Origin of the sequence: Pseudomonas sp. GLN_2 (assembly GCF_043106005.1) — a bacterium.
Classification (GTDB): Bacteria; Pseudomonadota; Gammaproteobacteria; order Pseudomonadales; family Pseudomonadaceae; genus Aquipseudomonas; species Aquipseudomonas alloputida.
This window is the reverse complement of record NZ_JBICMC010000054.1, coordinates 24,631-47,224: the sequence shown is the minus strand read 5'-3', so window position 1 is coordinate 47,224 and position 22,594 is coordinate 24,631. Positions and strand designations below refer to the sequence as shown.

Here is a 22,594-nt window from a genome sequence, read left to right as displayed (position 1 = left end):
CCTGGCGCTGCCTGGTCATGGGTGAGTTCGAGCTGATCAACCATTACTTCGCCGCTGCGCCCTGTGCGCAGGGTGGCGAGGGCGTGGCGCTGGGTATCGGCGACGACTGTGCCCTGCTGGACCTTCCCCCCGGTGAGCAACTGGCGGTGTCGACCGACACCCTGGTCGCCGGGGTGCACTTTCCTGCTGTTTGCGATCCGTTGCTGCTTGGCCAGCGATCGTTGGCTGTGGCGGCCAGTGACCTGGCAGCCATGGGCGCGACTGCAATCGGCTTTACCCTCGCACTGACCCTCCCTGACGTTGGCCCTGACTGGCTGGCGGCCTATGCCGACGGCCTTGGTCGCATGGCCCACCGTTGCCGCATGAGCCTGATCGGTGGTGACACGACGCGCGGCCCCTTGAGTATCACCGTCACCGTGTTCGGCCGCGTGCCGGCTGGCCAGGCCTTGCGCCGCAGCGGTGCAAGGCCGGGTGACCTGTTGTGTGTCGGCGGTTCGCTGGGCAAGGCCGCCGGTGCCTTGCCCTTGGTGCTGGGCGAGCGCGAGGCGCCTGCCGCGCAGGCCGAGCCGCTGCTGGCCCATTACTGGTCACCGATGCCGCAGCTCACCCTCGGTGCCCTGCTGCGTGGCCGGGCCACGGCGGCGCTGGACATCTCCGACGGGCTGCTCGCCGACTGTGGGCATATTGCCAAGGCATCCGGTGTCGCGTTGGAGGTGAACCTGGCGCAAGTGCCAGTGTCTCCTGCTCTGGAGGCCTTCCTCGGCCGTGAAGCAGCCGTGCAGGCGGCGCTTACCGGTGGCGACGATTACGTACTGGCCTTCACCTTGCCACCCGAGGCGCTGGCGCCCTTGGCAGCCTTCGATTTTATCGAAGTGCATACCGTCGGTCGTGTGCTCGAAGGGCAAGGCGTGACCTTGCGCGACGCGCAGGGCCAGGACATAACCCCCGTCCAGCGGGGCTATCAACACTTTAGGGAGAGACCGTGACCGATCACCCCAACCAGGTGCCTGCGGAGTTCGTTCCGCCTTCGGTCTGGCGCAACCCGTGGCACTTCATCGCTTTTGGCTTCGGTTCTGGCACCTTGCCCAAGGCGCCAGGTACCTGGGGCTCGCTGGTGGCCATACCGTTTATCCCGCTTTGGCAGATGTTGCCCGACTGGGGATACTGGCTGTTGCTCGGCGTGAGCATGCTGTTTGGCTTCTGGTTGTGCGGCAAAGTTGCCAATGACTTGCGTGTACACGACCATGAAGGCATTGTCTGGGACGAGATTGTCGGCATGTGGATCACCCTCTGGCTGGTGCCGGAGGGCTGGCAGTGGCTGTTGGCAGGGTTCCTGATGTTCCGCTTCTTCGACATCCTCAAGCCGTGGCCGATCCGCTGGATCGATCGCCATGTGCACGGGGGCGTCGGCATCATGCTCGACGATATCCTGGCCGGCGTGTTTGCCTGGCTGGGCATGCAGGTTCTGGTGTGGGCGGTTGCCTGAAACAGGGAGTGCGTGAATGGCCGTAAGGACTGTACTGCTGGCAATGCTGCTGAGTATTGCCCCGTGGGTAACGGCTGCCGAGGGTATCCCGAAACAGATCCATCTGGTTAGCGAGGAGTGGCTCGACTACACCAATGCCGACGGTACCGGGGTGGCCTGGGATGTGCTGCGCAAAGTGTTCGAGCCGGCCGGCGTCGAGGTGGTTACCCAGAGCGCGCCCTACAGCCGGGCGGTTGGCCTGGTCAAGCGCGGCGAGGCTGATGCCTGGGTTGGCTCGTACAAGGAAGAGAACGACGACAACCTGTACCCGCGCTGGCACTTCGACATGGACCACATTTATGCCCTGGGGCTGGCCAGCAAACCTGCGCCTACCCTGGATACCATCGGCAAGTACCGGTTGGCTTGGGTGCGTGGTTATGATTACGGCAGCTACTTGCCCAATGTGCACGAATTCCGCGAAATCCAGCGTCGCGAGGGCATTTTGCCGATGCTCGAGCACGACCGGGTGGACTACTACATCGACGCACTGACCGAGGTCGACTACGTGCTAGGGCAAGCCTCCCAGCCTGAGCGCTTCCGCCGTACCCACGTGGCCGAGTTGCCGTTGTACCTGGCTTTTGCCCGTAACGACCAGGCCAAGGCCCTGTGCGACCTGTTCGACAAGCGCATGAAGGAGCTGGTGCGTAGCGGCGAACTGAAACCGATTTTCGAGCACTGGAAACAGCCCTATCCGTTCAACGCCGGTAGTCACCCGCACTGAGGCTGAATACACCAAGGTACATCGCGGCCCCCTGTGGCAGCGGGCTTGTGATTGAGCGATGGCTTTTTAATAAGTATCGAACTTTTCGATCTTAAGCCACCGTATACAGCCAGCCCACATCCCCCAACCTGCTGATACAATCGGCCCACGAGAAATTTCCTACTTATTCCAGGAGCACAACGTGCCCGTCGTCTTTGTTGCCGCCTCTAAACTCCCGACGCCCTTCGCGACCTTCACCATGCATGGCTTTCTCGACGAAGCCACAGGCCGTGAGCATGTGGTGCTCAGCCTGGGTGATATCGCGGACGGCCAGCCGGTACTGGGGCGCCTGCATTCCGAGTGTCTGACCGGCGATGCACTGTTCAGCCAGCGCTGCGACTGCGGCTCGCAGCTGGAAGCCGCGCTGCAGGCCATCGCCCGCGAAGGCCGTGGGGTGCTGTTGTACCTGCGTCAGGAAGGCCGTGGCATCGGCCTGCTGAACAAGATCCGCGCCTACGAGCTGCAGGATGGTGGCGCCGACACCGTCGAAGCCAACGAACGCCTGGGCTTCGCTGCCGACCAGCGTGACTACGCCATATGCCTGCCGATGCTCGAGCACCTGGGCGTGAAGTCGCTGCGCCTGATGACCAACAATCCGCGCAAGGTCAAAGCCCTGACCGACATGAACATCGTGGTTGCCGAGCGTGTGCCGCTGCACACCGGGCATAACCCGCACAACCGCTACTACCTGGCGACCAAGGCCGGCAAGTTGGGCCACATGCTGGGCAACGAACACCAGGGCGAGGTGCCCCAGGCGTGACTCGCGCCGAGGTCAAGCGGCGCCTGGCGCTGGCCTGGTGGCAGTACCTGGCGGTGGGCCTGGTGCCGCTGCCAGTCATGGCTTGGGCCTTTGGGGGCGGTGATGCACTGATCCCGGTGTTGGCCATGCCACTGTTCATCGCCGGTGCGGCCACCATGTTCCTCAGCCTGCCGCGCTTCGGTGCCTACAAGCGCGCACTTATCGCCACCTCAAAGGTGCTCGGTACGGGCGAAGAAGCCGCTGCCTGGATCGAACTGGCGCGGGTGCGGCGCATGGCCATGCTGTATGCCTGCTTCCCGGCTTGGGTCGCCGCACTGTCGGTGCTGGTCGGTCTGGAGGCAGTGCCGCAGATCCTCCTCGCATTGTCTACCGTTGTAGTGCTGTACCTCTATCGCATTCCGCGCCAGCTGGGCTGATGCGACTGCTACCTGGCCTGCTGGCGTTGTTCGCCTGCACTGTACTGGCTGCAGAACCGCTGCGTGTCGTCAGTCTGGCCCCCTCGATGAGCGAGATCATGCTTGAGCTGCAGGCAGACGACCTGCTGGTGGGCGTGCTCGACGGTGGCGAACGGCCGGCTGCGCTGCGCCATTTGCCTTCGGTCGGGCGCCAAGGGCAACTGGACATGGAGCGCCTGCTCAGCCTGCGCCCCGACCTGTTGCTGCTGTGGCCAGGCAGTGTGCCACCGGCCCAGCGCGACCAACTCAAGCGCCTGGGTATGGCCACCTTCAGCGCCGAACCCCACGATATCAGCCAGCTGATCGAGCAGATCGAGGCCATTGCCGGGCGTATCGGGCGTGCCGAGCAAGGCCATTCCTACGCACGAGCCCTGCGTGAGCGGCTGCAGCAGCTGCGCCAGCAGTATCGGCGTGACGAACCCTTGCAGGTGTTTTATCAAGTCTGGGATCGGCCGTTGTACACGCTCGGTGGCCGACAGGTCGTGACCGACGCCCTGGCCGTGTGCGGGGCGCGCAATGTGTTCGCCGACCTTGGCCAGCCGGCGCCACAGGTGAATGTGGAGTCCGTGCTGCTGCGTAATCCGCAGGTCATCCTGGCAGCTGATGAGGCGCAACTGGCCAGCTGGAAGGCTTGGCCGCAGATTCGAGCGGTGGCTGATGGGCGCCTGCTGGTGGTGCCGGACAAAGGGCTGGAGCGCCCCAGCGGACAGATGATCGAAGCCACCGCCCGCTTGTGTGCGTTGCTGGACGCTAAAGCGCCGGTGTCCAGGTGATGCTGAAGAGCACAGTGCGGCCCTCTTCGCGGTAAGGGTGATACGCACCCTCGTAGCTATAAAGGGCGCGGCTGTAGCTGCGGTCCAGCAGGTTATCCAGCTTGGCTTCGAGTTTCAGTTCGTCGCTAGCCGCCCAACTGCCGCGCAAACCTAGCAGGCCATAGCCACCGATGCGGTTACGGTTGGCCTCATCGTCATAACTGCTGCTGACCGCCTGCCAGCTGGCACCCGCGCTGAAACGCCCGAACTCACGGTCCAGGTCCAGGCTCAAGGTGCGGCGGGCGCGGCGGGCGAGGGTGTGGCCAGTGTCGCGGTTGCGTGGGTCGATCAGCGCCAGGCCAAGCTGGCTGTGCCAGGCGCCCCATTGCTGCGCCAGCGCCATTTCCACGCCATTGATTCGTGCCGAGGCGACGTTACGGGGTATCGAGTCCTGGCCAAAGATGATCGCGTCGCGCAGGTCGGTGCGGTATAGCGAAGTCTCCAGCCGGCTCTCTGCAGTCAGCTGGCTGCGCCATTGCAGCTCGTAGCTTCTGGAGTGCTCTGGGTCCAGGTTCGGGTTGCTGAACTGTGGGTAATACAGGTCGTTGAACGTTGGCGCGCGGAAGCCTTCGCTGTAGGACAGCAGCACATCGTTGTGCGCGTTCAGCGGTACGGTCAGGCTGCCGCTCCAGGTGGTCTGGCCACCAAACTGCTGGTTGCGGTCATGGCGCACCCCCAGCTCAGTGGAAATCTGCTCGCCCTGGTAGCGGTGCTGTGCGAACACGGCACGGTTCCAGCGGCTGTCCTCAGTGAAGTCGGTACTGCCGTGTACGCGGTCTTCGTACCAGTCGCCACCGATCAATATGGTGTTCTGTTCGCCGAGGGCCAGGTCGTTCTGCCAGGTGGCCTGATCGCGATAGGTGTTGAACACGAAACGCTCAGCGCTGAGCTTGTCGCGTTTGTCGTCTCGGTTCTCGCCATGGGCCAGTTCAAGGCGTGAATGCCAGGTTTCGGTGACCTGAACGTCAACGTAACTGCCCAGGCTGCTGACGCTGAAGTCGGTGTAGGGTTGTTGACCGAAGCTCTCGAAGGTAACGGGGTCGAAGCCGCCGAACGGGTTGTCGTACTCGCTGCGCCCACGGCTGTCGAGCAGGTTCAGGCCGGCCTCGAAGCGCTCACCGAAGGTGTGGCTCAGGCTCAGGTTCAACGCCTTGTTGCGGTAGGCGTCGTGGTCACCATCGCTGGCGAAGGATGGCCCGGTCGAGTCGATGCCGGCAGTTTCGTCCAGGCTGGCGCCAAGGTTGAAGCGGGTCGTGTCGTTGCCGCCAGAAAGCCCCAGGCTGCGTTGGAATGTCTGGTTGCTGCCGGCGGCCATGCGCAGGCGTGGCTGCAGACCGGGGCCACTGCTGCGTCGGGTGAAGATCTGGATCACCCCGCCAATGGCATCGCTGCCGTACACCGCTGAGCGCGAGCCGCGCAGTACTTCGATGCGCTCGATCTGGTCGATGTCCAGAAACTGCAGGCCGCTGTCGCCCGAGGTGGCATTGGCGATGCGCACGCCATCGACCAGCACCAGGCTTTGCGCGGCCTTGGTGCCACGGATAAAGATGCCCGGCAGGCTACCACGGCCACCGGTAGGTGCCACTTGCACGCCCGGCACGCGGGAGAGCAGGTCGGTAACGCTGGTGGGTTGCAGGCGGTCGATTTCGGTGCGGGTGAAGACCGTGTTGGCAGCGCTGGTGGCGGTACGCGATTCGACCTGGCGGCTGGCGCTGATCAGCACGTCGGGGAGTTTGAGGGCGTCGTCGCGCTCAGCGGCCAGAAGGAATGTAGGGGTACAGAGAATCGTGGCCCAGGCAAACTTTTTCATAGGCAGTTCCAAAGGGTTTCCACAGCACTGTGCTGTCCCCGTAGGAGCGGGTTTACCCGCGAACGGGCCGGTCCTGCAGGCCAGTTTCCACACGCCGTTCACCGTTGCCGGCGCTACCGTATTCGCGGGTAAACCCGCTCCTACCACGGTGGTGGAAAACGCACCGGTGATTCGGCACAGGCCGTCGTAGGAGCGGGTTACCCGCGAAAGCGCCCTAGAGCCCGAGCTTGACCATGCGGGCCTTCACCGAAGCCTCGATCCCGGCCGCATCCAGCCCGCACTCAGCCAGCATTTGCGCAGGCTTGGCATGCTCGACATAGATATCCGGTAGCCCCAGGTGCAGAAGCGGCTTGAGCACTGCCTGACTGGCAAGGAACTCACCCACCGCAGCGCCCGCGCCACCCATGATGGCGTTTTCTTCGATGGTTACCAGCAGCTCATGGCGGCCTGCCAGCTCCAGCACCAGCGCCTCGTCCAGCGGCTTGACGAAGCGCATGTCGACCACCGTGGCGTTGATCTGTTCGGCCACTTGCATGGCCTCGGCCAGTTGTACGCCGAACACCAGCAGGGCCACTTTCTCGCCCTGGCGGCGGACCACACCCTTGCCGATCTCCAGTGGTTGCAGGTCACCGCTGATCGGCGCATTCGGGCCGGTACCACGCGGGTACCGTACAGCGGCCGGACCGTTGTACAGGTGGCCGGTGCTGAGCATCTTGCGCAGTTCGTTCTCGTCGCTGGGGGTCATCACCAGCATGCCCGGGATGCAGCGCAGGTACGACAGGTCGTAGCTGCCGGCGTGGGTCGGGCCGTCCTCGCCGACCAGGCCGGCGCGGTCGATGGCGAACAGCACGTCGAGGTTCTGCACCGCCACGTCGTGGATCAGCTGGTCGTAGGCACGCTGCAGGAAGGTGGAGTAGATCGCCACCACCGGCTTGCTGCCCTCGCAGGCCATGCCGGCCGCCAGGGTCACGGCATGCTGCTCTGCGATCGCAACGTCGAAGTAGCGCTCAGGGTAGCGCTCGCTGAAGTCGACCAGGTCCGAGCCTTCCTTCATTGCCGGGGTAATGCCCACCAGGCGGTTGTCGGCGGCGGCCATGTCGCACAGCCACTGGCCGAACACTGCGGAGTATTTCGGACCGCTGGCTTTCTTCGGCGCAGCTGGCTTGTCGGCCGGCTCCAGCTTGGTGATGGCGTGATAGCCGATCGGGTCAATCTCGGCAGGGGCGAAGCCTTTGCCCTTCTTGGTCACCACATGCAGGAACTGCGGGCCTTTCAGGTCACGCATGTTGCGCAGGGTGGCGATCATGGTGGGCAGGTCGTGGCCGTCGATCGGGCCGATATAGTTCCAGCCCAGTTCTTCGAACAGCGTGCCTGGCACCAGCATGCCCTTGGCGTATTCCTCGGTGCGACGGGCGATTTCCCAGGCGCCTGGCAGTCGCGACAGCACTTTCTTGCTGCCTTCGCGCATGCTCGCGTAAGTGCGGCTGGAGAGGATCTTGGCCAGGTAGTTGGACAGGCCGCCGACGTTGCGCGAAATCGACATGTCGTTGTCGTTGAGGATCACCAGCATGTCGGCATTGACTTCCTGGGCGTGGTTCAACGCCTCGAACGCCATGCCGGCGGTCAGCGCGCCATCACCGATCACCGCGATCGACTTGCGTGCGCTGTTCTGCAGGCGGGCAGCAATGGCCATGCCCAGCGCGGCGCTGATCGAGGTGCTGGAGTGGCCAACGCCAAAGGTGTCGTACTCGCTTTCGCTGCGGCGCGGGAAGGCCGCGATGCCGTCCTTCTGGCGCAGGCTGAGCATGCGGTTACGACGCCCGGTGAGGATCTTGTGCGGGTAGGCCTGGTGCCCTACGTCCCACACCAGCCGGTCGTCCGGGGTGTCGAACACGTAGTGCAGGGCGATGGTCAGCTCGATCACGCCCAGACCGGCACCAAAGTGCCCACCGGTCTGCCCGACGGTGTAGAGCAGTTCCTGGCGCAGTTCGTCGGCCAGCGTCTCCAGGTCGGCTTCGGCCAACCGGCGCAGGCCGGCAGGCGTGTCAGCGCGGTCGAGCAACGGCGTGACCGGGCGTTCGCGGGGGATCTCTTGAAACGTCGTGGGCATCAGGCGAGTCGTTATAGGTGTGTGAAGACGCGGCAGTTTACCCCATTGTGGGAAAAGTGCCCATTCGACCACAGGTTACGCGGTCCCCTGTGGGGGCGGGTCTACCCGCGAATGCGTCGGCAAATTCAAGATCGCATTCGCGGGTAACCGCTCCTACAGGGATAGGTGAAGCTGTTTAGTTACGGCGTTCGACGATGTAACGCGCCAAGGCCCGCAGCGGTTCGGCCGTTTCGCCGAACCCTTGCAGTGCAGCCAGCGCCTGGTCGCGCAGTTCGATTGCATAGGCTTTGGCGGCTTCCAGGCCCAGCAGGGCCGGGTAGGTCGGTTTGTCACGCGCTATGTCTGCACCTTGGCGTTTGCCCAAGGTAGCAGTGTCGCTTTCCACGTCGAGGATGTCGTCCTGCACCTGGAATGCAAGGCCAATGGCCTGTGCATAAGTCTGCAGGGCATCCAGCTGCGCCTGTTCGGCACGGGCACTGGCCAGGGCGCCGAGGCGTACGCTGGCTTCGATCAGCGCGCCGGTCTTGTGCCGGTGCATGAACTCCAGCGCCTGCTGGTCCAGCTTCTGGCCCACCGAACCGAGATCGATCGCCTGGCCGCCAACCATGCCGGCCGGGCCGGCAGCTTTGGCCAGTACCTGAACCATGGCCAGGCGAATGCTGTCGATCTGAGGGCTCAGGCATGGGTCGAGCAGGGCACTGAAAGCCAGGCTCTGCAAACCGTCGCCCGCGAGGATTGCGCACGCTTCGTCAAACGCCTTGTGGGTGGTCGGCTGGCCGCGACGCAGGTCGTCGTCGTCCATGGCCGGGAGGTCGTCATGCACCAGCGAGTAAGCATGGATCAGCTCTACCGCGCAGGCTGCGCCGTTGGCTTGTTCGGCCGGGGCGCCCAAGGCTTCGCAGGCCGCATAGGCCAACAGCGGGCGCACGCGTTTGCCGCCGTTCATCACGCTGTAGCGCATGGCGGCGTAGAGGCGTTCCAGCTCTTTGCTCGGGGCGATGAACAGCGGTTCGAGGGCTGCGTCGACTCGGGCCTGGCAACTGGCCTGGTAGGTGCCAATCATGCTTCCGGCTCCGCGTCGAAGGGCTGGGCAGCCAGTTCACCGTCGCGCTCCAGCAGAATTTGCACCTTCTGTTCGGCCTGGGCCAGGGCGCCCTGGCAGTCACGGGTCAGGGCGATGCCTTGTTCAAAGGCGGCCAGCGACTCTTCCAGCGACAACTCGCCGTTCTCCAGGCGCTCGACCAGTGCTTGCAGGTCTGCGAGGGATTGCTCGAAATCGAGGGAGGCTTTTTTGCGGGCCATGGCGACTGTCTCGGTGGCATTCAGAACGGCGCGACACTAGCAGAGCGGGGCGGGGGGAGCAAACTTCCGGCAACTGCATCGGCTGATACAGACCGATGGAGGAGCGGCCCTGTGTCGCGAAAGGGCCGCTCTCACAAGGACCGCAAAGCGTCCCGGTTCGGTGGATCAGGCCGGCTCTGCTTCCCGTTCCAGCATCGCCTCACGGTACCGCGCCAGCTCCTCGATGGTCAGCACCGGCAAATTGTACTGCCGTGCATATACCGCCACCTGCTCGCCACGGGCCATGCTGCCATCGGGGTTCATCAGCTCGCACAAGACCGCTGCCGGGCGCAGGCCGGCCAGGCGCGCCAGGTCTACCGAACCTTCGGTGTGCCCACGGCGGGTCAGCACACCGCCATTGCGGGCGCGCAGCGGAAAAACATGCCCCGGGCTGACGATATGGCGCTGTTCGGCGCTGGAGCGCAGTGCTGCGTCAATGGTGGTGATGCGGTCCTGGGCGCTAACCCCGGTGGTGATACCTTCGGCCGCCTCGATGGTGACGGTGAAACCGGTGCCGTGGCGGGCCTGGTTGTTCTGCACCATGGGTGCCAGTTGCAGTTCGTCGACGGTGGCTTCGTCCAGGCACAGGCAGACGATGCCGCTGCAATCGCGAATCATCATGGCCATGGTCTGCAGCGTAATGTTCTCGGCGGCGGCAATGATGTCCGCTTCGTCCTCGCGGTCGTCATCGTCGAGCAACAGTACAGGGCGCCCGGCCTGGAAGGCGGCGATGGCGGCGGAAACAGTGGGAAATTGCGTGTGGTGCTGGGTGAACATGAAACGCTCCTCGTGAATGATCGATGAACGTCTCGGGGCGAACAAAATGCGCGCGCAAGGGCGCCCGGATGGCCCCTGCATGACGCCTTCTTTCATCCGGACTATGACCGTCGGCTCTGGAGTTGCACCAGATCTGCTGACCCCCGACATGGTCGGGGCGCTCGCGGGCTCATCTTTCGATTTACCGCCGGTGGGGACTTACACCCCGCCCTGAAGACCGACCAAGCATACAGCACAGGGCCACCCCAGTGGCAACCCGCGGTTCTACTACCTTCGATGAGACTTGCAGCAGTAACCATCTACCCCTTTGCACTTGCCGCAGCGCTTACCTTCGTGACGGTCACATTGGCAAACCTAGGAAACGAACCGTCATGTCCTCTCTCTATCCTTTTACCGATACCGATCTCCATCTCGCATTCAGAAAGGTCGTCGACACTTTGTTCGACAAGAAGCGCGACTACGTCGACGGCGTGCTCAAGCCCAAAATGCTCATCATTGCCGGTACACAAGGCTCGGGTAAGACGTACTTGCTGGAAAACACGCTGCTGAAGAGCGGGCGCTACGACAATTATGTTCGCCTTTACGAAACCCATTTTCGTGAACTACACCCTCATTATCGGGCGATGGAAGACAAAGGCGTGCTGCATGTCTATGAGCATACCGAGTCGTTCATCTGGCGGCTGGGGGCCATGATTTGCACGTATGCGATGGAAAACAAATACAACATCATCATGGAGACCGCGCTCGACAGCCCTCATTTCGCTGATTTTCCACCTGAAGCCGCCCGGCAGGGCTATCAGAGCGAGGTCCATCTGATAGCGTGTCAGAAAGAGTTCAGCCACTGGTCGACCCTGGACCGTGTGGTCAACAGCGTTGGCAATCATGAGATCGAGCGTGTGGTCAGCCTGACGCAGATCGAAGAGGCGCAAATCAATGGCAGGTCCATCATCGATGCTTTCGAAAACGCCTGTATCGAGGTACCGGGTTCCGAAATCGTGATCTATCGACGTGGCCTGGAGACGGAAAAGAACAGCCTGCCGGTCTGTCACAGCACCTGTCCTGAAAAAGGGCTCCTCGTGCCCCAGCAGACCTACCAGGGCAGAGCATTCTTCCGCGGGGCAGACCTGAAGATCAACTTCAAGGTCCAGCGCAGTCCCCAGGCCGATTTCCCCTGTTCCTATATTCAGTATGCGCAGGTGGTGCATGCCGGCCTGCTGGGTTCGGAACACCGTCGGGCGATGGCCGAACTCAATTGCAAAACCCTCGGCCAGGCTCAGAGGCTGATGTCGCAGTTGCCTGTCGATGTCTACCGCGAGCTGTGCCTGTACGTGCTCAAGTACGCGCAACGTTGAGCCGGGCAGGCACAGGGCTGGTCACTGGCCAGACATGCCTTCGATCACCCTGCGCAGGGAGGCGCCCAGCATGGGCCCATGCCCCAGACCCTCGAAGCGCTCAAAGCGCACGTCGAGGCCTTTGATCGCGGCCAGATCTGCCGCCAGTTGGCGCGCAGGCAACTCGTCGTTCTCGTGCGGCGAACCATGCGGGCTGGCGGGCTCCTGCCCGCCGCGCATCAGCAACAGGTGCGGGCGCGCCTCCCCCAGGCGTGAGGAAAGTCCTTGCGCCTCCCGGACAATCACACCATCGCGCCACCACAGTGACGGGCTGGCAGCAGCGTAAAGGCTGAATTCGCCGGGGCAGGTAAACAGTGCGTGAAGCACAGCCAGGCCACCATAGGAGTGCCCCCACAGCGTCTGTCGTTGCGGATCGATCGGCGCCACAGCCGACACCATCGTGCGCATGCGCCCGGTCAGAAGCTTCAGGAACGCATCGACCCCGCCGCTGGGCTGGCCGGTCAGCGGATCACGCTGCTGCACCTGCTCCGGCAGCGCCGGGGTGTAGTCCAGCGTGCGGCCGGCCCTGTCGATGCGCAGTTCGGTCCGGTAACCCACCGCCACCAGCAGGGGCGCCTGGCCCGCGGCGAGCCTGTCCAGTTGCTGCTGATCCAGCGTCCCCAGTGCAGCATTCCCATCGAGCATCCACAGCACCGGGTACCCCGATGCTGGCGCTGGACGATTCGGCTTGCCAACCCACAGGCGGTAGTGACGCAGGCCATCGGTCGAGTCCAGATCAAGCTGGCTGAAGTGATAGGCCAGGTCCTGGCGCTGTAACACCGACGTGTCCATCTTCTGGTCATGCTCGGGCTGGGCCAGGACAAGAGGGGCCGCCAGGGCAAGTGCCAAGGCCAGCATCAGGGTCTTCTTGCTCATCGGGCGTCTCGTCAGGGCTTTGCAAGGAGCGCAAGGCTTGAGCGCCCAGATGATAACCAGTCCCGATCGAGCGTAAAGCGCATTAACTTTCTAAACAGTCTCAGGCCGCAGGCAAGGTCATGTGCAGGCACAGGCCCGGGTGCCCATTGCTGGCCCACAACCGCCCGCCTTGCAGTTCGATGGCGCGGCGGGCGATAGCCAGGCCCAGGCCGAAGCCTGCGCCACTGTCGGCCAGGCGCTGGTAGGGCTTGAAAATGCGCTCAAGGTCGGTATCCGGTACGCCTGGCCCTTGGTCGCTCAGGCGCAGGTGCCAGCATGCGCCCTCGCGCCAGCCATCAAGGCTGACCCGGCCTTCGGTCGGCGAGTGGCGAATGGCATTGCGCAACAGGTTTTCCAGGGCCTGGGCCAGACTGTCCAGATGGGCCTGCAGCAGGCAGTCAGTGCCAAGTGAACACGGCAGGCGCGCACGGTCCCAGCCGCTTTCGAAACAGACGTCCTCGCACAAGGCTTCCCACACGGAAAGCACCAATACCGGCTCGGTCGACAGGCTGGGTTGTTCGGTGTCCATCCACGCCAGGTCGAGGGTGTTTTCCAGCAACTTCTGCATGTCGGCCACCTCACGGTCCAGGCGCTCGCGCAACTGCGGCGGTGGCAAGTCGCTGTCATGGGCGATGCGCAGCCGCGCCAGCGGCGTGCGCAGTTCGTGAGACAGCGTGCGTAACAGCAGGCGCTGTTGCTCAAGGCTCTGGCGCAGGCGCCCGGCCATGTGCTCGAAGGCCTGAGCCAGTTCACCCAGCTCATCACGGCGTTGCTGCAGGGGCAGGGCGGGGCTGTCCAGGTCATCGGCCCGCAGGGCGTCGGCGCGGTCGCGCAGGCGGTTCAGCGGCACGACAAGGTGCCGGTATAGCGCAAGGCCCAGCAGCAGGGCCAGCAGCGCGGGGGCAACGCCATGAGTCACCACATGGGTCCAGGGTGTCAGGCCTGTGGGTAGCAGCCGTTCGGGCAGTTGCAGCACCAGGCGGCCATGCTCGGGGTGTTGCGGAAATTCGATGCTGACGTATGGCAATTCATCCTGCAGGCGCCGGCTCATCGGCCAGTCGAGCTTGCGCATGAATGTCAGGTGGCTGGCTTCCTCGGCGCTCAGCGGGGTGATGCCAAGGCTCTGAAGGTGTGGACCTATCACGGCCACCCAGGTGTCCTCGGCCAGTGCCACCTGCTTGCGCCAGGCTTCGGTGCCGGCTGCGCCGTCCTGCTCCCACGCCTGTTCGGCCTGTTGAGCATAACGCGCCAGGTAGTCCTGGTCGGCCTGGGACAGAAAATAGGTACTGCGTTCCACCGAAAGGCCCCAGGTCCAGATGAGCCAGATCAGCAACAGGCAGAAGCTGACTTGCAGCAAGGCCAGTTTCCACAGCAACGGGTGGCGACGCATCAGGTCTGCTCCGTGTCGACCAGGATGTACCCTTGGCCACGCACGGCCTGGATCTGCAGGTGCTGGGCGTTGATGTCGGCCAGTTTGCGGCGCAGGTTGCACACATGCACATCCAGGCCTCGGTCCAGTCGGGTATAGGCCCTGTGCAGCACGGTCTGGTACAGGAAGGGCTTGCTCAACGCTTCGTCGGGGTGGGCCAGCAGCGTGACCAGCAAGCGGAATTCGGAAGCGGTAAGACCAGCGGCGTTGCCGTTGTGGATAACGTCCTGGCGGTCGTGGTCCAGCATCACCTCCCCCACGTCGGGACGCAGCGCCGTACCACGATCGAATGCCACGCGACGCAGCAAGGCATCTACCCGTGCGTCCAGCTCTGCCAGGCTGAAGGGCTTGGGCAGGTAGTCGTCTGCACCACGGGTGAAGCCGCTGATGCGATCCTGCTCGGCCCCTAGTGCCGACATCAGCATGACCGGCACGGCCTGCTGGCGGCGCAGGGCGTCGAGCAGGCTGAGGCCGTCGATGCCTGGCAGCATGATGTCCAGCAGCACCAGTTCAAACTGCGATTGCTGTATGGCATTCAGGGCCTGGGTGCCGCTGGTGCAGGCGTGCACCTGGAAACCGCGGTTGCGGAAATGACGGTCCAGGTCCTGAAGCAGGCGTGGGTCGTCTTCGGCAAGGAGAAGTGAGGTGGGCACGGCGAGCCTTGATGAGAACTTTTATCAGTTGCGAATCATCCCACTGGCTGCAGGGAAAGGGCAACGCCTTGATGTGTTAAGAAGGTTAATCCTGCTGCACCCTGGTTTTCGCTCCGGTATCGTTCGCAAAAAGCAACTTGTTTCGTTTGCGATTCAATATCATTTGGGCGAAGGGTGTGTCATGACCGGTTTCAAAAGTGTGGGCAGCTTACAGCGGGTTCGGGGATGGCTGGCGCTGGGGTTGCTGGCGCCGTTTTCTTTATCGGCAGTGGCCGAAACGGTAGCGGCCCAGGTGGCGGCCGAAGACAACTCGCTTGATCTGCCTGCATTGACCATCGAAGGCAACCGCCTGTACGACATGCTGCCTTCGGAAGAAACCGGCGGTTACAGCGTCGATGCCGCTACCGTGGGCACCAAGACGCCGGCAGCGCTCAAGGACATCCCGCAGTCGATCACCGTCTACACCCAGGACTACGTCAAGGATCGCCAGTTCGTGCACCTGGATGACCTGGCCAAGTACACCGCTGGCCTGCGCACCCTGACCAATGACAGCGGCCGCTCGTCGATCTACGCCCGTGGCTACGAGTACAGCGAGTTCAATATCGACGGCCTGCCGGCGCCCATGGCCAGCATCTTCGGTACTGTCCCGTCGTTGGCGGCGTTCGACCGTGTCGAAATCATGCGCGGGCCGGCCGGGCTGTTCAGCAGTACCAGCGAGCTGGGTGGCATCGTCAACATGGTGCGCAAGCGCCCGACCGCCGAGTTTCAGGGGCATATCGAAGGCAGCTACGGCACCTGGGACACCAATCATGAGGAAATCGACCTGAGCGGGCCGCTGGACGAGGCCGGTCGCGTGCGCGGGCGCTTCATCGCATCCCGTGACGACACCAATGGTGAAGTGGACTACAACGCCAACACCAGCAACACCTACTACGGTGCGCTGGACATCGACCTGGACGACGCCACCACCCTGTCGTTCGGCCTGATGCATGAAGTGAAGAACATCACCCCGCACAACGGCTACCCGGCCACGTTGTCCGGCGAGGTGCCCGACTTCAGCCATTCGCGTTTCCTGGGCGCCGACTGGAACTACTTCGACGGCAAGACCACCGACTTGGTCGCCGAGCTGACCCACCGCTTCGACAATGGCGGTTACGGCCGTGTCGCGGCCCGTGGTTCGCACCGCGACACCAACTATCTGTACGCCTTCACTGCAACCAATGCCACCACAGGCGCCAACTCCGAGCGCGCCAGCGCCCGTGATTTCACGCAAGACACTTATTCGCTGGACGCCAGCTACAGCCAGCCGTTCGAGACCTTCGGGCAGGTAAGCGAGTTTGTGGTCGGGAGTGACTACAAGAACTACGACACCGAGTACCTCAACGGCACCACCAATCTCGGCGCGATCAACGTGAATACTTACTCGCCGAAGCAGTTCGCCAAGCCGTCGCCCAACTACAGCACCGAGACCGGCATGCAGGAAGAAGAGTACGGCCTGTACTCCAAAGTGACCTTCCGCCCGGTGGAACGCCTGGCGCTGATTGCCGGTGGCCGCTTCAGCTGGTATCGCGGTGACTTCTACACCACCACCCTTAGCAGCGGCGCCACCACCAATGACAGCAAACGCGTCGACGGCCACTTCACCCCTTATGGTGGCCTGGTCTATGACCTGACCGACAACCACGCGCTGTACGCCAGCTATTCGCAGGTGTTCAAGCCGCAGTCCGACACCGACAGCAATGGTCGGGTGCTGAAACCGCGTGAAGGCGAGCAGTACGAGTTCGGCCTCAAGAGCAGCTACTTTGGCGGCGACTTGAATACGCGCTTCTCGGTATTCCGCCTGACCGACAAGAACCGCGCTACCACTGTGTACGATGCTGATGGTGTGGCCACCACCGACTCCGTTGCATCCGGCAAGACCCGTGTGAAGGGCGCGGAAGTGGAAGTGAGCGGCAAGCTGACGCCAAACTGGGAACTGCTGGCTGGCTACACGTGGATGGAGACCGAAACCGTCAAGGGGGACGCCGAAACCACGTTCTTCATCATGCCGCGCAACCAGGCTTCGCTTTGGAGCAAGTACACCATCAGCCAAGGGCCGCTGACCGGCTTGGCCGTGGGTGGCGGTATATCGGCGATGAGCAACTTCCACTCCGAGAGTGGCGGCGTGCGTATCGATGCACCGGGCTATGCCACGGTGGATGCGATGCTGTCTTACCCGGTGACTTCGAAGCTGACGGCCACCCTCAACGTCAACAACCTGTTCGACCGGGACTACCTGTCGCGGGTGGGGTCTACCTCGACGTTCAACTTCTACGGGCCGTCGCGCAGCATGATGGTTGGGGCGCGGTATGACTTCTGACGAAGTCTGTGGCTGCCAGGTGCGCCGTAAAACAAGGCCGCGCCTGCAAAGGGCGCGGCCTTGAGGCTGAATGATGAGAAACGTGGGAGCGTATCTGCACCCTCGGGTATCAGGGCCATAAAGTTGTGAGGCCGCGTGTTAATAAGTAGCGTGCTTTTAATTCAAGAAAATTAAATCTACGAGGGGTGCCATTGATGCTTTATTTCCTGCCATTGGGTGTCTGACAACCACTTGTCTGCCACCGGAAAGAAAATATTCTCCTCGGCATCCATATGGTCATAATATTTCTTGATGAAGTCTTCGATCGTGTCGGCGATTACTCTCGCCTCTTGCGTTGACTGCTCCAACATCTTGAGCTGTCCGGCAATTCGCTTGAAGGCTTTATGATCTTGCTCGATAGCCATGACCCGTTGGTGAATCGGTGCGTCGGTTGCCAGCAAGGCCAGCCGAATAAGCTCTTCATTTTCATGGTGGTGTCGCTCTGCATCACCATGCAAGGCTTCCAGCTGCTTAAACAACAGCTTGCAGTCATCGGCCCCCGCGGATCCGTGCCTTATCCTCTCCAGTAATTCTTTGATCTGAGTAATTTTGGTAGCCACCTCATGATGATAGGCGTGCAGCTCTTTCAACAAGGCGTTCATGCTAAGTCCTCATCACTACACCAAGCCGTTTCAGATTAAATATTATTAAGCAATCTCCAAGGATAGCTGCACGTGTCGGCATTCATCTAATCCTTTAATTATAGACTAGTGCGAAACGCTCACCTTCAAAAAAACCGCCCCCTTGGAAGATTTCGAAATATCAATTTGATGTCTATATGCGTTGCAAGAAAAAGCAGACATGCCAGGATCGCTTGTGTGCTGCCCGTGAACAGCGGCGGCTGAGCACAACGGGAGGTGCAGGGCTGCGTATGCACGTAGGTAGGGGTTGGATACCCGCGGATTGTGACTGATGTTTTTAAAATCTTGTTAAATTAAAAAGCTGGCTTATGGTTGGTATTTTAAGAATATCCATATGATTAGTATTAACTTTTAAACTTTTTAAAGCGTTGAAATCCGCCACTTTGGGGTCGTTTTTGACCGGCTTTTTCTGCGACTTATGACGGCTGATTCATGGGAGGATCGTAATTAGCCTTCATGGGTATGCTCCGCACCATCACGGTGAATATGCTTCTTCTGAGCCGGCTTTGAGTGGTGATCACTGCCGGTTTCGTCATGGCCGTGGTGTTCAGGCGCGGGCTCTGGTGATGGTGATTTGGGATGGTGTGCCTCTGCATGTCCCCTGTCATGATGATCTCTCCCCGAGATTGCCTCTGGATGATTGGGCACGTTGTCGCCGTGTTGGCCTTCATGGCTGTGCATTTCACTTTCACCTCCACCATGCTGGTGACCGCCACTGATCGCGACCATCGCGTTGTACTGTTGGGCGTTCATCTGGGGTAGTTGATCCAGAAATGCAACGAGTCCCCAGATGTACTCATCGCCCATGCTCTTGCCCCAGGCAGGCATGCCAGAGGCTTTGATGCCGTGCTTGATGGTCCAGAATGCTACGGCGGGTTTACCACCGACCCCAAGCTTGCCAAGGTTGGGAGGAGACGGATAAAGCGCCTGGCTGAGCTCTGTTTTCTCGACGCCAGGGGCAAGATGGCAACCGATGCACATGGCGTTGTAGTTGCCGGCGCCGACACGAATCAGGTTTTCATCCTTGAGGTTCGGTACCTCGATGTTTCGTGCGCGTACCTCAATGGAGCGATCCCGAGCCATGACCAGAAATGCATGCACTGCAGGGAAATGCGGATCGTCAGCGCCGACGTTGACCAGGCCAAGGTAAGCTGCACCCAATATCCCTGCACTGGCCGCGGCACCCGCTACTACGAGCGTTGTAATTGTTCTTTTCATGTAAGGCTCTCAAAACCACATGCGAATACCGGCAACGAAACGCGCTTCATCCACATCCCCACCCTCATCGCGGATGAAGTCTGCGGTCTTGCCGTAGGAGCGGCTCCAGGTGACGCCTATGTAGGGTGCGAACTGACGGACGATTTCAAACCGTAGCCGCAGTCCGACTTCGGTATTCGCGAGGCCGGAACCTACGTCGCGCGCGGGATCGTTCTTGCCATAGAAATTGGCTTCAACTGTTGGCTGCAGGACGAGGCGATTAGTCAGGAGAATGTCGTAGTCGCCTTCCAGGCGAGCGGCGGTCTGACCGTTTTCACCGATGAATGCCGTGGCTTCGGCTTCGAAGTCGTAAAGTGCCATACCCTGAATACCGAACGCCGCCCAGGTCTGGGGGGATTCGGGTTTGAAGTCCTGGCGCACCCCGGCAACCACATCCCACCAGGGGCTTATAGAACGGCCATAGAGGACTTGCAACTCGGCATCTTCAGTGACGCCGCTAGTGCGTTCACCTTCGGAGCGGAGCCAGAGCCGGTTGATATCGCCGCCTATCCAGCCAGAAGCGTCCCACGACAGCGCACTGCCGTCGTCTGCGTCCTGATACTCCAGTTGATCCAGCAAGAAGAAGCTGTTGATCGCGCTGTCGTGCATCTGATGCCCGCCCAGTGGGGGGAAGGCCGCTTGGCGGTCCGCGTCCGTTAGTTCGGGAATCGGGGTACGGCTGCTGGTCGCAGGCTCGCTAGAGCCATGGTTCATCGTAGAGTGATCCATCGCCCCATGGTCCATGCCTGGCATCGAGTCATGCGACGGGGCCCTGCCCATTTTCATGGACCCGTGCCCCATTGCCGAATGGTCCATTTCGTCAGCGGCAAAGCTGGGCACAGCGCCTAGCATGCCGGCTGAAAGGGTCAAGGCCAGCAGCGATGGTCGCGCCAGGCTATTGGCCATCTTTCCCTGCCTTAGCTTTGTCGCTGCCATGTGATTCCATCATTTTTTTGTGGTCCATGCCCTTCATCGAGTCATGGTCCATACCCATCATGGATTCATGATCCATGCCCTTCATCGAGTCATGATCCATACCCATCATGGATCCATGATCCATGCCCTGGGAACCTTTGCCTTTCGCAGCATCGGCAGTTTTCTGGGCGTGCTGCTCATGGTCATCGCTGGACCACGACAACGGGGCATAAATAGCAAACAGGCCAGCCATCGCAGCGGAGAGGAAAAACGTGCTTCGTTTCATTGGTTTGCTCATCTCGGATCTCCCGTTCATTCGTCCACACGGACTTCTCGGAACATGCCCGTTTCCATATGGAACATGAGGTGACAGTGATAGGCCCAACGCCCCAAAGCATCCGCAGTTACGCGATAGCTTCGTTTTGAGCCTGGTGGCATGTCGATGGTGTGTTTTCGAACCATGAAGTTGCCGTTCTCATCCTCCAGGTCGCTCCACATGCCATGAAGGTGGATGGGGTGAGTCATCATGGTGTCGTTAATCAAGGTGATACGAAGGCGCTCTCCGTACTTGAGGCGCAGGGGGGCGGCATCGGAAAACTTGATGCCGTCGAAGGACCAGGCGAATTTCTCCATGTGACCCGTCAGGTGCAGCTCGATATTCCGGCTAGGCTCTCGTCCATCTGGGTCGATGAAGGTGCTCCGCAGGTCTGCATAGGTCAGGACGCGGCGGCCGTTGTTACGTAGCCCGATGCCCGGGTCATCCAATTTTGCCGTCGGGGTCATCGTCTGCATGTCGACCAATGGGTTGTTGAGCTCTGAGTCTGGATGACTCTGCATTTCCTTACTCATGCCGGCCATGCTGCCGTGGTCCATGCCAGCCATCTTGCTGTGATCCATGCCGGCCATGCTGCCGTGGTCCGTGCCAGCCATCTTGCTGTGATCCATGCCGGCCATGCTGCCGTGGTCCATGCCAGCCATCTTGCTGTGATCCACGCCGGCCATGCTGCCGTGGTCCGTGCCAGCCATCTTGCTGTGATCCATGCCGGCCATGCTGCCGTGGTCCGTGCCAGCCATTTTGCTGTGATCCATGCCGGCCATGCTGCTGTGGTCCATGCCCATATCATTCATGGAAATGAGGGGGCGTGGGTCAACGGTTGGAACAGCAGCTTGCAAGCCTTCACGGATGGCCAGGGTGCCCCTGGAAAAGCCCGTACGGTCCATGGATTGAGCGAAGATGGTGTATGCCTGTTCGTCTTCTGGCTCAACAATGACATCGTAGGTTTCGGCTACTGCGATACGGAACTCGTCGACCGAGACCGGATGGACATACTGCCCATCCGCTGCAACCACTGTCATTTTCAGGCCAGGAATGCGTACATCGAAATACGTCATGGCGGAGCCGTTGATGAACCGAAGCCGGATTTTCTCGCCAGGCTTGAAAACACCCGTCCAATTTTCATCCGGAGCCTGGCCGTTCATGAGGTAGGTGTAGGTATACCCGCTCACATCCGCGAGATCAGTGGGGCTCATCTTCATCTCGGCCCACATCTTGCGATCGGCCATCGCAGCAGACCAGCCCATTTCGCTTACGTCGTTGACGAAGTCACCCACGGTCCGCTTGTGGAAGTTGTAGTAGTCAGACTGCTTCTTTAGCTTGGATAGAACGTGGGCAGGGTCCTCATCCGTCCAGTCGCTTAGCATAACCACGTAATCCCGGTCATAGGCGAAAGGCTCGGGTTCTTTCGCGTCGATGACCAGTGCGCCATACACCCCGACTTGCTCCTGGAAGCCAGAGTGGCTGTGGTACCAGTAGGTGCCGTTTTGATGGAGTTTGAACTTGTACTCATACATGCCATCTGGTGCGATGCCATGGAAGCTCAGGCCTGGGACACCGTCCATGTTCGCCGGCAGGATGATGCCGTGCCAGTGGATCGAGGTGTCCTGTTTCAAGCGGTTGCGCACACGAAGCGTAACGATATCGCCTTCACGCCACCGAAGCGTTGGGCCAGGTACAGAACCGTTGATTGCCATGGCTGTCCGTTTTGCACCTGTGATATTCACCGGCAGTTCACCGATGTAGAGATCAAAGTCGGTGCCCGTCAGCACATTCGGCTGGCCAGGACTGGTCAACGCCCACACTGGCATGCGCCACATGCCCAACCCGCCGAGTATTCCGGTGGCAGCCAGGCCTTTGACGAAGGAGCGTCTGGTGGTTTTACTTTGCATGCCGTTGCGCCCACTCATATGGATTGCTGGTGTCCAGGCTGCTGGATGTAGCAACCTACGGTTTCAATAGCGCTCCCATCAGCCTCGACGACGTTCAAAAGAGCACAAGCTTTACGGGGGAAAGAAGCTCGACGCTGCCATCGTTTTGATGCTGGGGTAATTACATTTTTGGAAGCGCGTCTCAGCAACTCGTGTGCCGGTTTGCTTGCCTTCCTAATCAAGCGGACAGGCCTGATGGCGCTATGCTCAAGGACAATCTAGCTACCTGAGGCTGTCAGATAACTGAGCCCGACATTACTTTTCTGTCAGCTTCCCGTGGGTTGCGTTACTTGCTGCAAACTGAAAGGGCCAAGAGCAGGGGGCAATTTCTTCATTGCGAGTAATGGGCAGGGCTTCTCCTTGGCGCAACGGGTAAAGAA

21 protein-coding genes and 1 riboswitch are annotated in these 22,594 nt (G+C 61.2%); of the genes, 8 read left to right on the top strand and 13 right to left on the bottom strand.

Annotated features, from left to right (window positions below):
* Window positions 1-17 precede the first annotated feature (17 nt).
* From thiL to ACF8Q6_RS13845, 6 genes are all read left to right on the top strand, one after another.
* Window positions 18-986, top strand: a complete 969-nt coding sequence (gene thiL / locus ACF8Q6_RS13870) for a thiamine-phosphate kinase (RefSeq protein ID WP_011953348.1) — start codon at window positions 18-20, stop codon at window positions 984-986.
* A complete protein-coding gene (locus ACF8Q6_RS13865) occupies window positions 983-1,486 on the top strand; it encodes a phosphatidylglycerophosphatase A (protein ID WP_003255391.1) in 504 nt (167 codons plus the stop codon). The genes thiL and ACF8Q6_RS13865 overlap by 4 nt, the downstream gene beginning before the upstream one ends.
* A gap of 16 nt (window positions 1,487-1,502) precedes the next feature.
* The gene (locus tag ACF8Q6_RS13860) at window positions 1,503-2,246 is read left to right on the top strand and encodes an ABC transporter substrate-binding protein (protein WP_003255390.1); all 744 of its coding nucleotides are present in this window, start codon (window positions 1,503-1,505) and stop codon (window positions 2,244-2,246) included.
* A gap of 181 nt (window positions 2,247-2,427) precedes the next feature.
* Window positions 2,428-3,045 (top strand): GTP cyclohydrolase II, encoded by a 618-nt coding sequence (gene ribA, locus ACF8Q6_RS13855; RefSeq protein ID WP_003255389.1) that lies wholly within the window; start codon window positions 2,428-2,430, stop codon window positions 3,043-3,045.
* On the top strand, window positions 3,042-3,461 hold the full coding sequence (locus ACF8Q6_RS13850; RefSeq protein ID WP_003255388.1) for a hypothetical protein: 420 nt from the start codon (window positions 3,042-3,044) through the stop codon (window positions 3,459-3,461). The genes ribA and ACF8Q6_RS13850 overlap by 4 nt, the downstream gene beginning before the upstream one ends.
* Window positions 3,461-4,273 carry a cobalamin-binding protein gene (locus tag ACF8Q6_RS13845; RefSeq protein WP_014860924.1) on the top strand — a complete coding sequence of 271 codons (813 nt, stop codon included), beginning with the start codon at window positions 3,461-3,463 and terminating at the stop codon, window positions 4,271-4,273. The genes ACF8Q6_RS13850 and ACF8Q6_RS13845 overlap by 1 nt, the downstream gene beginning before the upstream one ends.
* Here ACF8Q6_RS13845 and ACF8Q6_RS13840 read toward each other — a convergent pair.
* From ACF8Q6_RS13840 to ribB, 5 genes are all read right to left on the bottom strand, one after another.
* Window positions 4,251-6,122 carry a TonB-dependent receptor domain-containing protein gene (locus ACF8Q6_RS13840; RefSeq protein ID WP_392494320.1) on the bottom strand — a complete coding sequence of 624 codons (1,872 nt, stop codon included), beginning with the start codon at window positions 6,120-6,122 and terminating at the stop codon, window positions 4,251-4,253. The genes ACF8Q6_RS13845 and ACF8Q6_RS13840 overlap by 23 nt on opposite strands.
* 214 nt (window positions 6,123-6,336) lie before the next feature.
* Window positions 6,337-8,232: a 1-deoxy-D-xylulose-5-phosphate synthase gene (gene dxs / locus ACF8Q6_RS13835; protein ID WP_392498964.1), complete on the bottom strand. Its 1,896-nt coding sequence runs from the start codon at window positions 8,230-8,232 to the stop codon at window positions 6,337-6,339.
* A 175-nt stretch (window positions 8,233-8,407) separates the two neighbouring features.
* A complete protein-coding gene (gene ispA, locus ACF8Q6_RS13830) occupies window positions 8,408-9,295 on the bottom strand; it encodes a (2E,6E)-farnesyl diphosphate synthase (RefSeq protein WP_003255382.1) in 888 nt (295 codons plus the stop codon).
* Window positions 9,292-9,534: an exodeoxyribonuclease VII small subunit gene (locus ACF8Q6_RS13825; RefSeq protein ID WP_003255380.1), complete on the bottom strand. Its 243-nt coding sequence runs from the start codon at window positions 9,532-9,534 to the stop codon at window positions 9,292-9,294. The genes ispA and ACF8Q6_RS13825 overlap by 4 nt, the downstream gene beginning before the upstream one ends.
* Window positions 9,535-9,699: 165 nt before the next feature.
* The gene (gene ribB, locus ACF8Q6_RS13820) at window positions 9,700-10,350 is read right to left on the bottom strand and encodes a 3,4-dihydroxy-2-butanone-4-phosphate synthase (RefSeq protein WP_003255379.1); all 651 of its coding nucleotides are present in this window, start codon (window positions 10,348-10,350) and stop codon (window positions 9,700-9,702) included.
* 80 nt (window positions 10,351-10,430) lie between these two features.
* A riboswitch (FMN riboswitch) is annotated at window positions 10,431-10,572 on the bottom strand.
* Window positions 10,573-10,721: 149 nt separating this feature from the next.
* Between ribB and ACF8Q6_RS13815 the strand changes: the two genes are divergently transcribed.
* On the top strand, window positions 10,722-11,702 hold the full coding sequence (locus ACF8Q6_RS13815; protein WP_012051064.1) for a zeta toxin family protein: 981 nt from the start codon (window positions 10,722-10,724) through the stop codon (window positions 11,700-11,702).
* Window positions 11,703-11,723: 21 nt separating this feature from the next.
* On the opposite strand, the gene ACF8Q6_RS13810 is transcribed toward ACF8Q6_RS13815, so the two are convergent.
* The 3 genes from ACF8Q6_RS13810 to ACF8Q6_RS13800 form a co-directional block, all read right to left on the bottom strand.
* Window positions 11,724-12,617 carry an alpha/beta hydrolase gene (locus tag ACF8Q6_RS13810; protein ID WP_121782802.1) on the bottom strand — a complete coding sequence of 298 codons (894 nt, stop codon included), beginning with the start codon at window positions 12,615-12,617 and terminating at the stop codon, window positions 11,724-11,726.
* Between the two features lie 100 nt (window positions 12,618-12,717).
* Entirely contained in the window at window positions 12,718-14,046 is a 1,329-nt protein-coding gene (locus ACF8Q6_RS13805) for a sensor histidine kinase (protein WP_003255374.1), read from the bottom strand.
* Window positions 14,046-14,738 carry a response regulator transcription factor gene (locus ACF8Q6_RS13800; protein WP_392491264.1) on the bottom strand — a complete coding sequence of 231 codons (693 nt, stop codon included), beginning with the start codon at window positions 14,736-14,738 and terminating at the stop codon, window positions 14,046-14,048. Before ACF8Q6_RS13800 ends, ACF8Q6_RS13805 begins: the two co-directional genes overlap by 1 nt.
* 181 nt (window positions 14,739-14,919) lie before the next feature.
* Between ACF8Q6_RS13800 and ACF8Q6_RS13795 the strand changes: the two genes are divergently transcribed.
* Window positions 14,920-17,097: a TonB-dependent siderophore receptor gene (locus ACF8Q6_RS13795; protein WP_047605332.1), complete on the top strand. Its 2,178-nt coding sequence runs from the start codon at window positions 14,920-14,922 to the stop codon at window positions 17,095-17,097.
* Window positions 17,098-17,273: 176 nt separating this feature from the next.
* On the opposite strand, the gene ACF8Q6_RS13790 is transcribed toward ACF8Q6_RS13795, so the two are convergent.
* From ACF8Q6_RS13790 to ACF8Q6_RS13770, 5 genes are all read right to left on the bottom strand, one after another.
* Window positions 17,274-17,738: a hemerythrin domain-containing protein gene (locus ACF8Q6_RS13790; RefSeq protein ID WP_392491265.1), complete on the bottom strand. Its 465-nt coding sequence runs from the start codon at window positions 17,736-17,738 to the stop codon at window positions 17,274-17,276.
* Between the two features lie 486 nt (window positions 17,739-18,224).
* Window positions 18,225-18,995 (bottom strand): c-type cytochrome, encoded by a 771-nt coding sequence (locus ACF8Q6_RS13785; protein ID WP_392491266.1) that lies wholly within the window; start codon window positions 18,993-18,995, stop codon window positions 18,225-18,227.
* A 9-nt stretch (window positions 18,996-19,004) separates the two neighbouring features.
* Window positions 19,005-19,940, bottom strand: a complete 936-nt coding sequence (locus ACF8Q6_RS13780; protein ID WP_392491267.1) for a copper resistance protein B — start codon at window positions 19,938-19,940, stop codon at window positions 19,005-19,007.
* Window positions 19,930-20,265, bottom strand: a complete 336-nt coding sequence (locus ACF8Q6_RS13775; RefSeq protein WP_003255368.1) for a hypothetical protein — start codon at window positions 20,263-20,265, stop codon at window positions 19,930-19,932. The genes ACF8Q6_RS13780 and ACF8Q6_RS13775 overlap by 11 nt, the downstream gene beginning before the upstream one ends.
* Window positions 20,262-22,175, bottom strand: coding sequence for a copper resistance system multicopper oxidase (locus ACF8Q6_RS13770; RefSeq protein ID WP_392498957.1), 1,914 nt, complete (start codon window positions 22,173-22,175; stop codon window positions 20,262-20,264). The genes ACF8Q6_RS13775 and ACF8Q6_RS13770 overlap by 4 nt, the downstream gene beginning before the upstream one ends.
* Between the last annotated feature and the right edge of the window lie 419 nt (window positions 22,176-22,594).

Coding starts and splice junctions, on each gene's coding strand:
- ACF8Q6_RS13795 (WP_047605332.1), top strand. CDS start 14,920: ATGACCGGTTTCAAAAGTGTGGGCAGCTTACAGCGGGTTCGGGGATGG.
- ACF8Q6_RS13810 (WP_121782802.1), bottom strand. CDS start 12,617: ATGAGCAAGAAGACCCTGATGCTGGCCTTGGCACTTGCCCTGGCGGCC.
- ispA (WP_003255382.1), bottom strand. CDS start 9,295: ATGATTGGCACCTACCAGGCCAGTTGCCAGGCCCGAGTCGACGCAGCC.
- ACF8Q6_RS13845 (WP_014860924.1), top strand. CDS start 3,461: ATGCGACTGCTACCTGGCCTGCTGGCGTTGTTCGCCTGCACTGTACTG.
- ACF8Q6_RS13785 (WP_392491266.1), bottom strand. CDS start 18,995: ATGAAAAGAACAATTACAACGCTCGTAGTAGCGGGTGCCGCGGCCAGT.
- ACF8Q6_RS13825 (WP_003255380.1), bottom strand. CDS start 9,534: ATGGCCCGCAAAAAAGCCTCCCTCGATTTCGAGCAATCCCTCGCAGAC.
- ACF8Q6_RS13790 (WP_392491265.1), bottom strand. CDS start 17,738: ATGAACGCCTTGTTGAAAGAGCTGCACGCCTATCATCATGAGGTGGCT.
- thiL (WP_011953348.1), top strand. CDS start 18: ATGGGTGAGTTCGAGCTGATCAACCATTACTTCGCCGCTGCGCCCTGT.
- ACF8Q6_RS13840 (WP_392494320.1), bottom strand. CDS start 6,122: ATGAAAAAGTTTGCCTGGGCCACGATTCTCTGTACCCCTACATTCCTT.
- ACF8Q6_RS13780 (WP_392491267.1), bottom strand. CDS start 19,940: ATGGCCAATAGCCTGGCGCGACCATCGCTGCTGGCCTTGACCCTTTCA.
- ACF8Q6_RS13805 (WP_003255374.1), bottom strand. CDS start 14,046: ATGCGTCGCCACCCGTTGCTGTGGAAACTGGCCTTGCTGCAAGTCAGC.
- ACF8Q6_RS13775 (WP_003255368.1), bottom strand. CDS start 20,265: ATGAACGGGAGATCCGAGATGAGCAAACCAATGAAACGAAGCACGTTT.
- ribB (WP_003255379.1), bottom strand. CDS start 10,350: ATGTTCACCCAGCACCACACGCAATTTCCCACTGTTTCCGCCGCCATC.
- dxs (WP_392498964.1), bottom strand. CDS start 8,232: ATGCCCACGACGTTTCAAGAGATCCCCCGCGAACGCCCGGTCACGCCG.
- ACF8Q6_RS13770 (WP_392498957.1), bottom strand. CDS start 22,175: ATGCAAAGTAAAACCACCAGACGCTCCTTCGTCAAAGGCCTGGCTGCC.
- ACF8Q6_RS13815 (WP_012051064.1), top strand. CDS start 10,722: ATGTCCTCTCTCTATCCTTTTACCGATACCGATCTCCATCTCGCATTC.
- ACF8Q6_RS13860 (WP_003255390.1), top strand. CDS start 1,503: ATGGCCGTAAGGACTGTACTGCTGGCAATGCTGCTGAGTATTGCCCCG.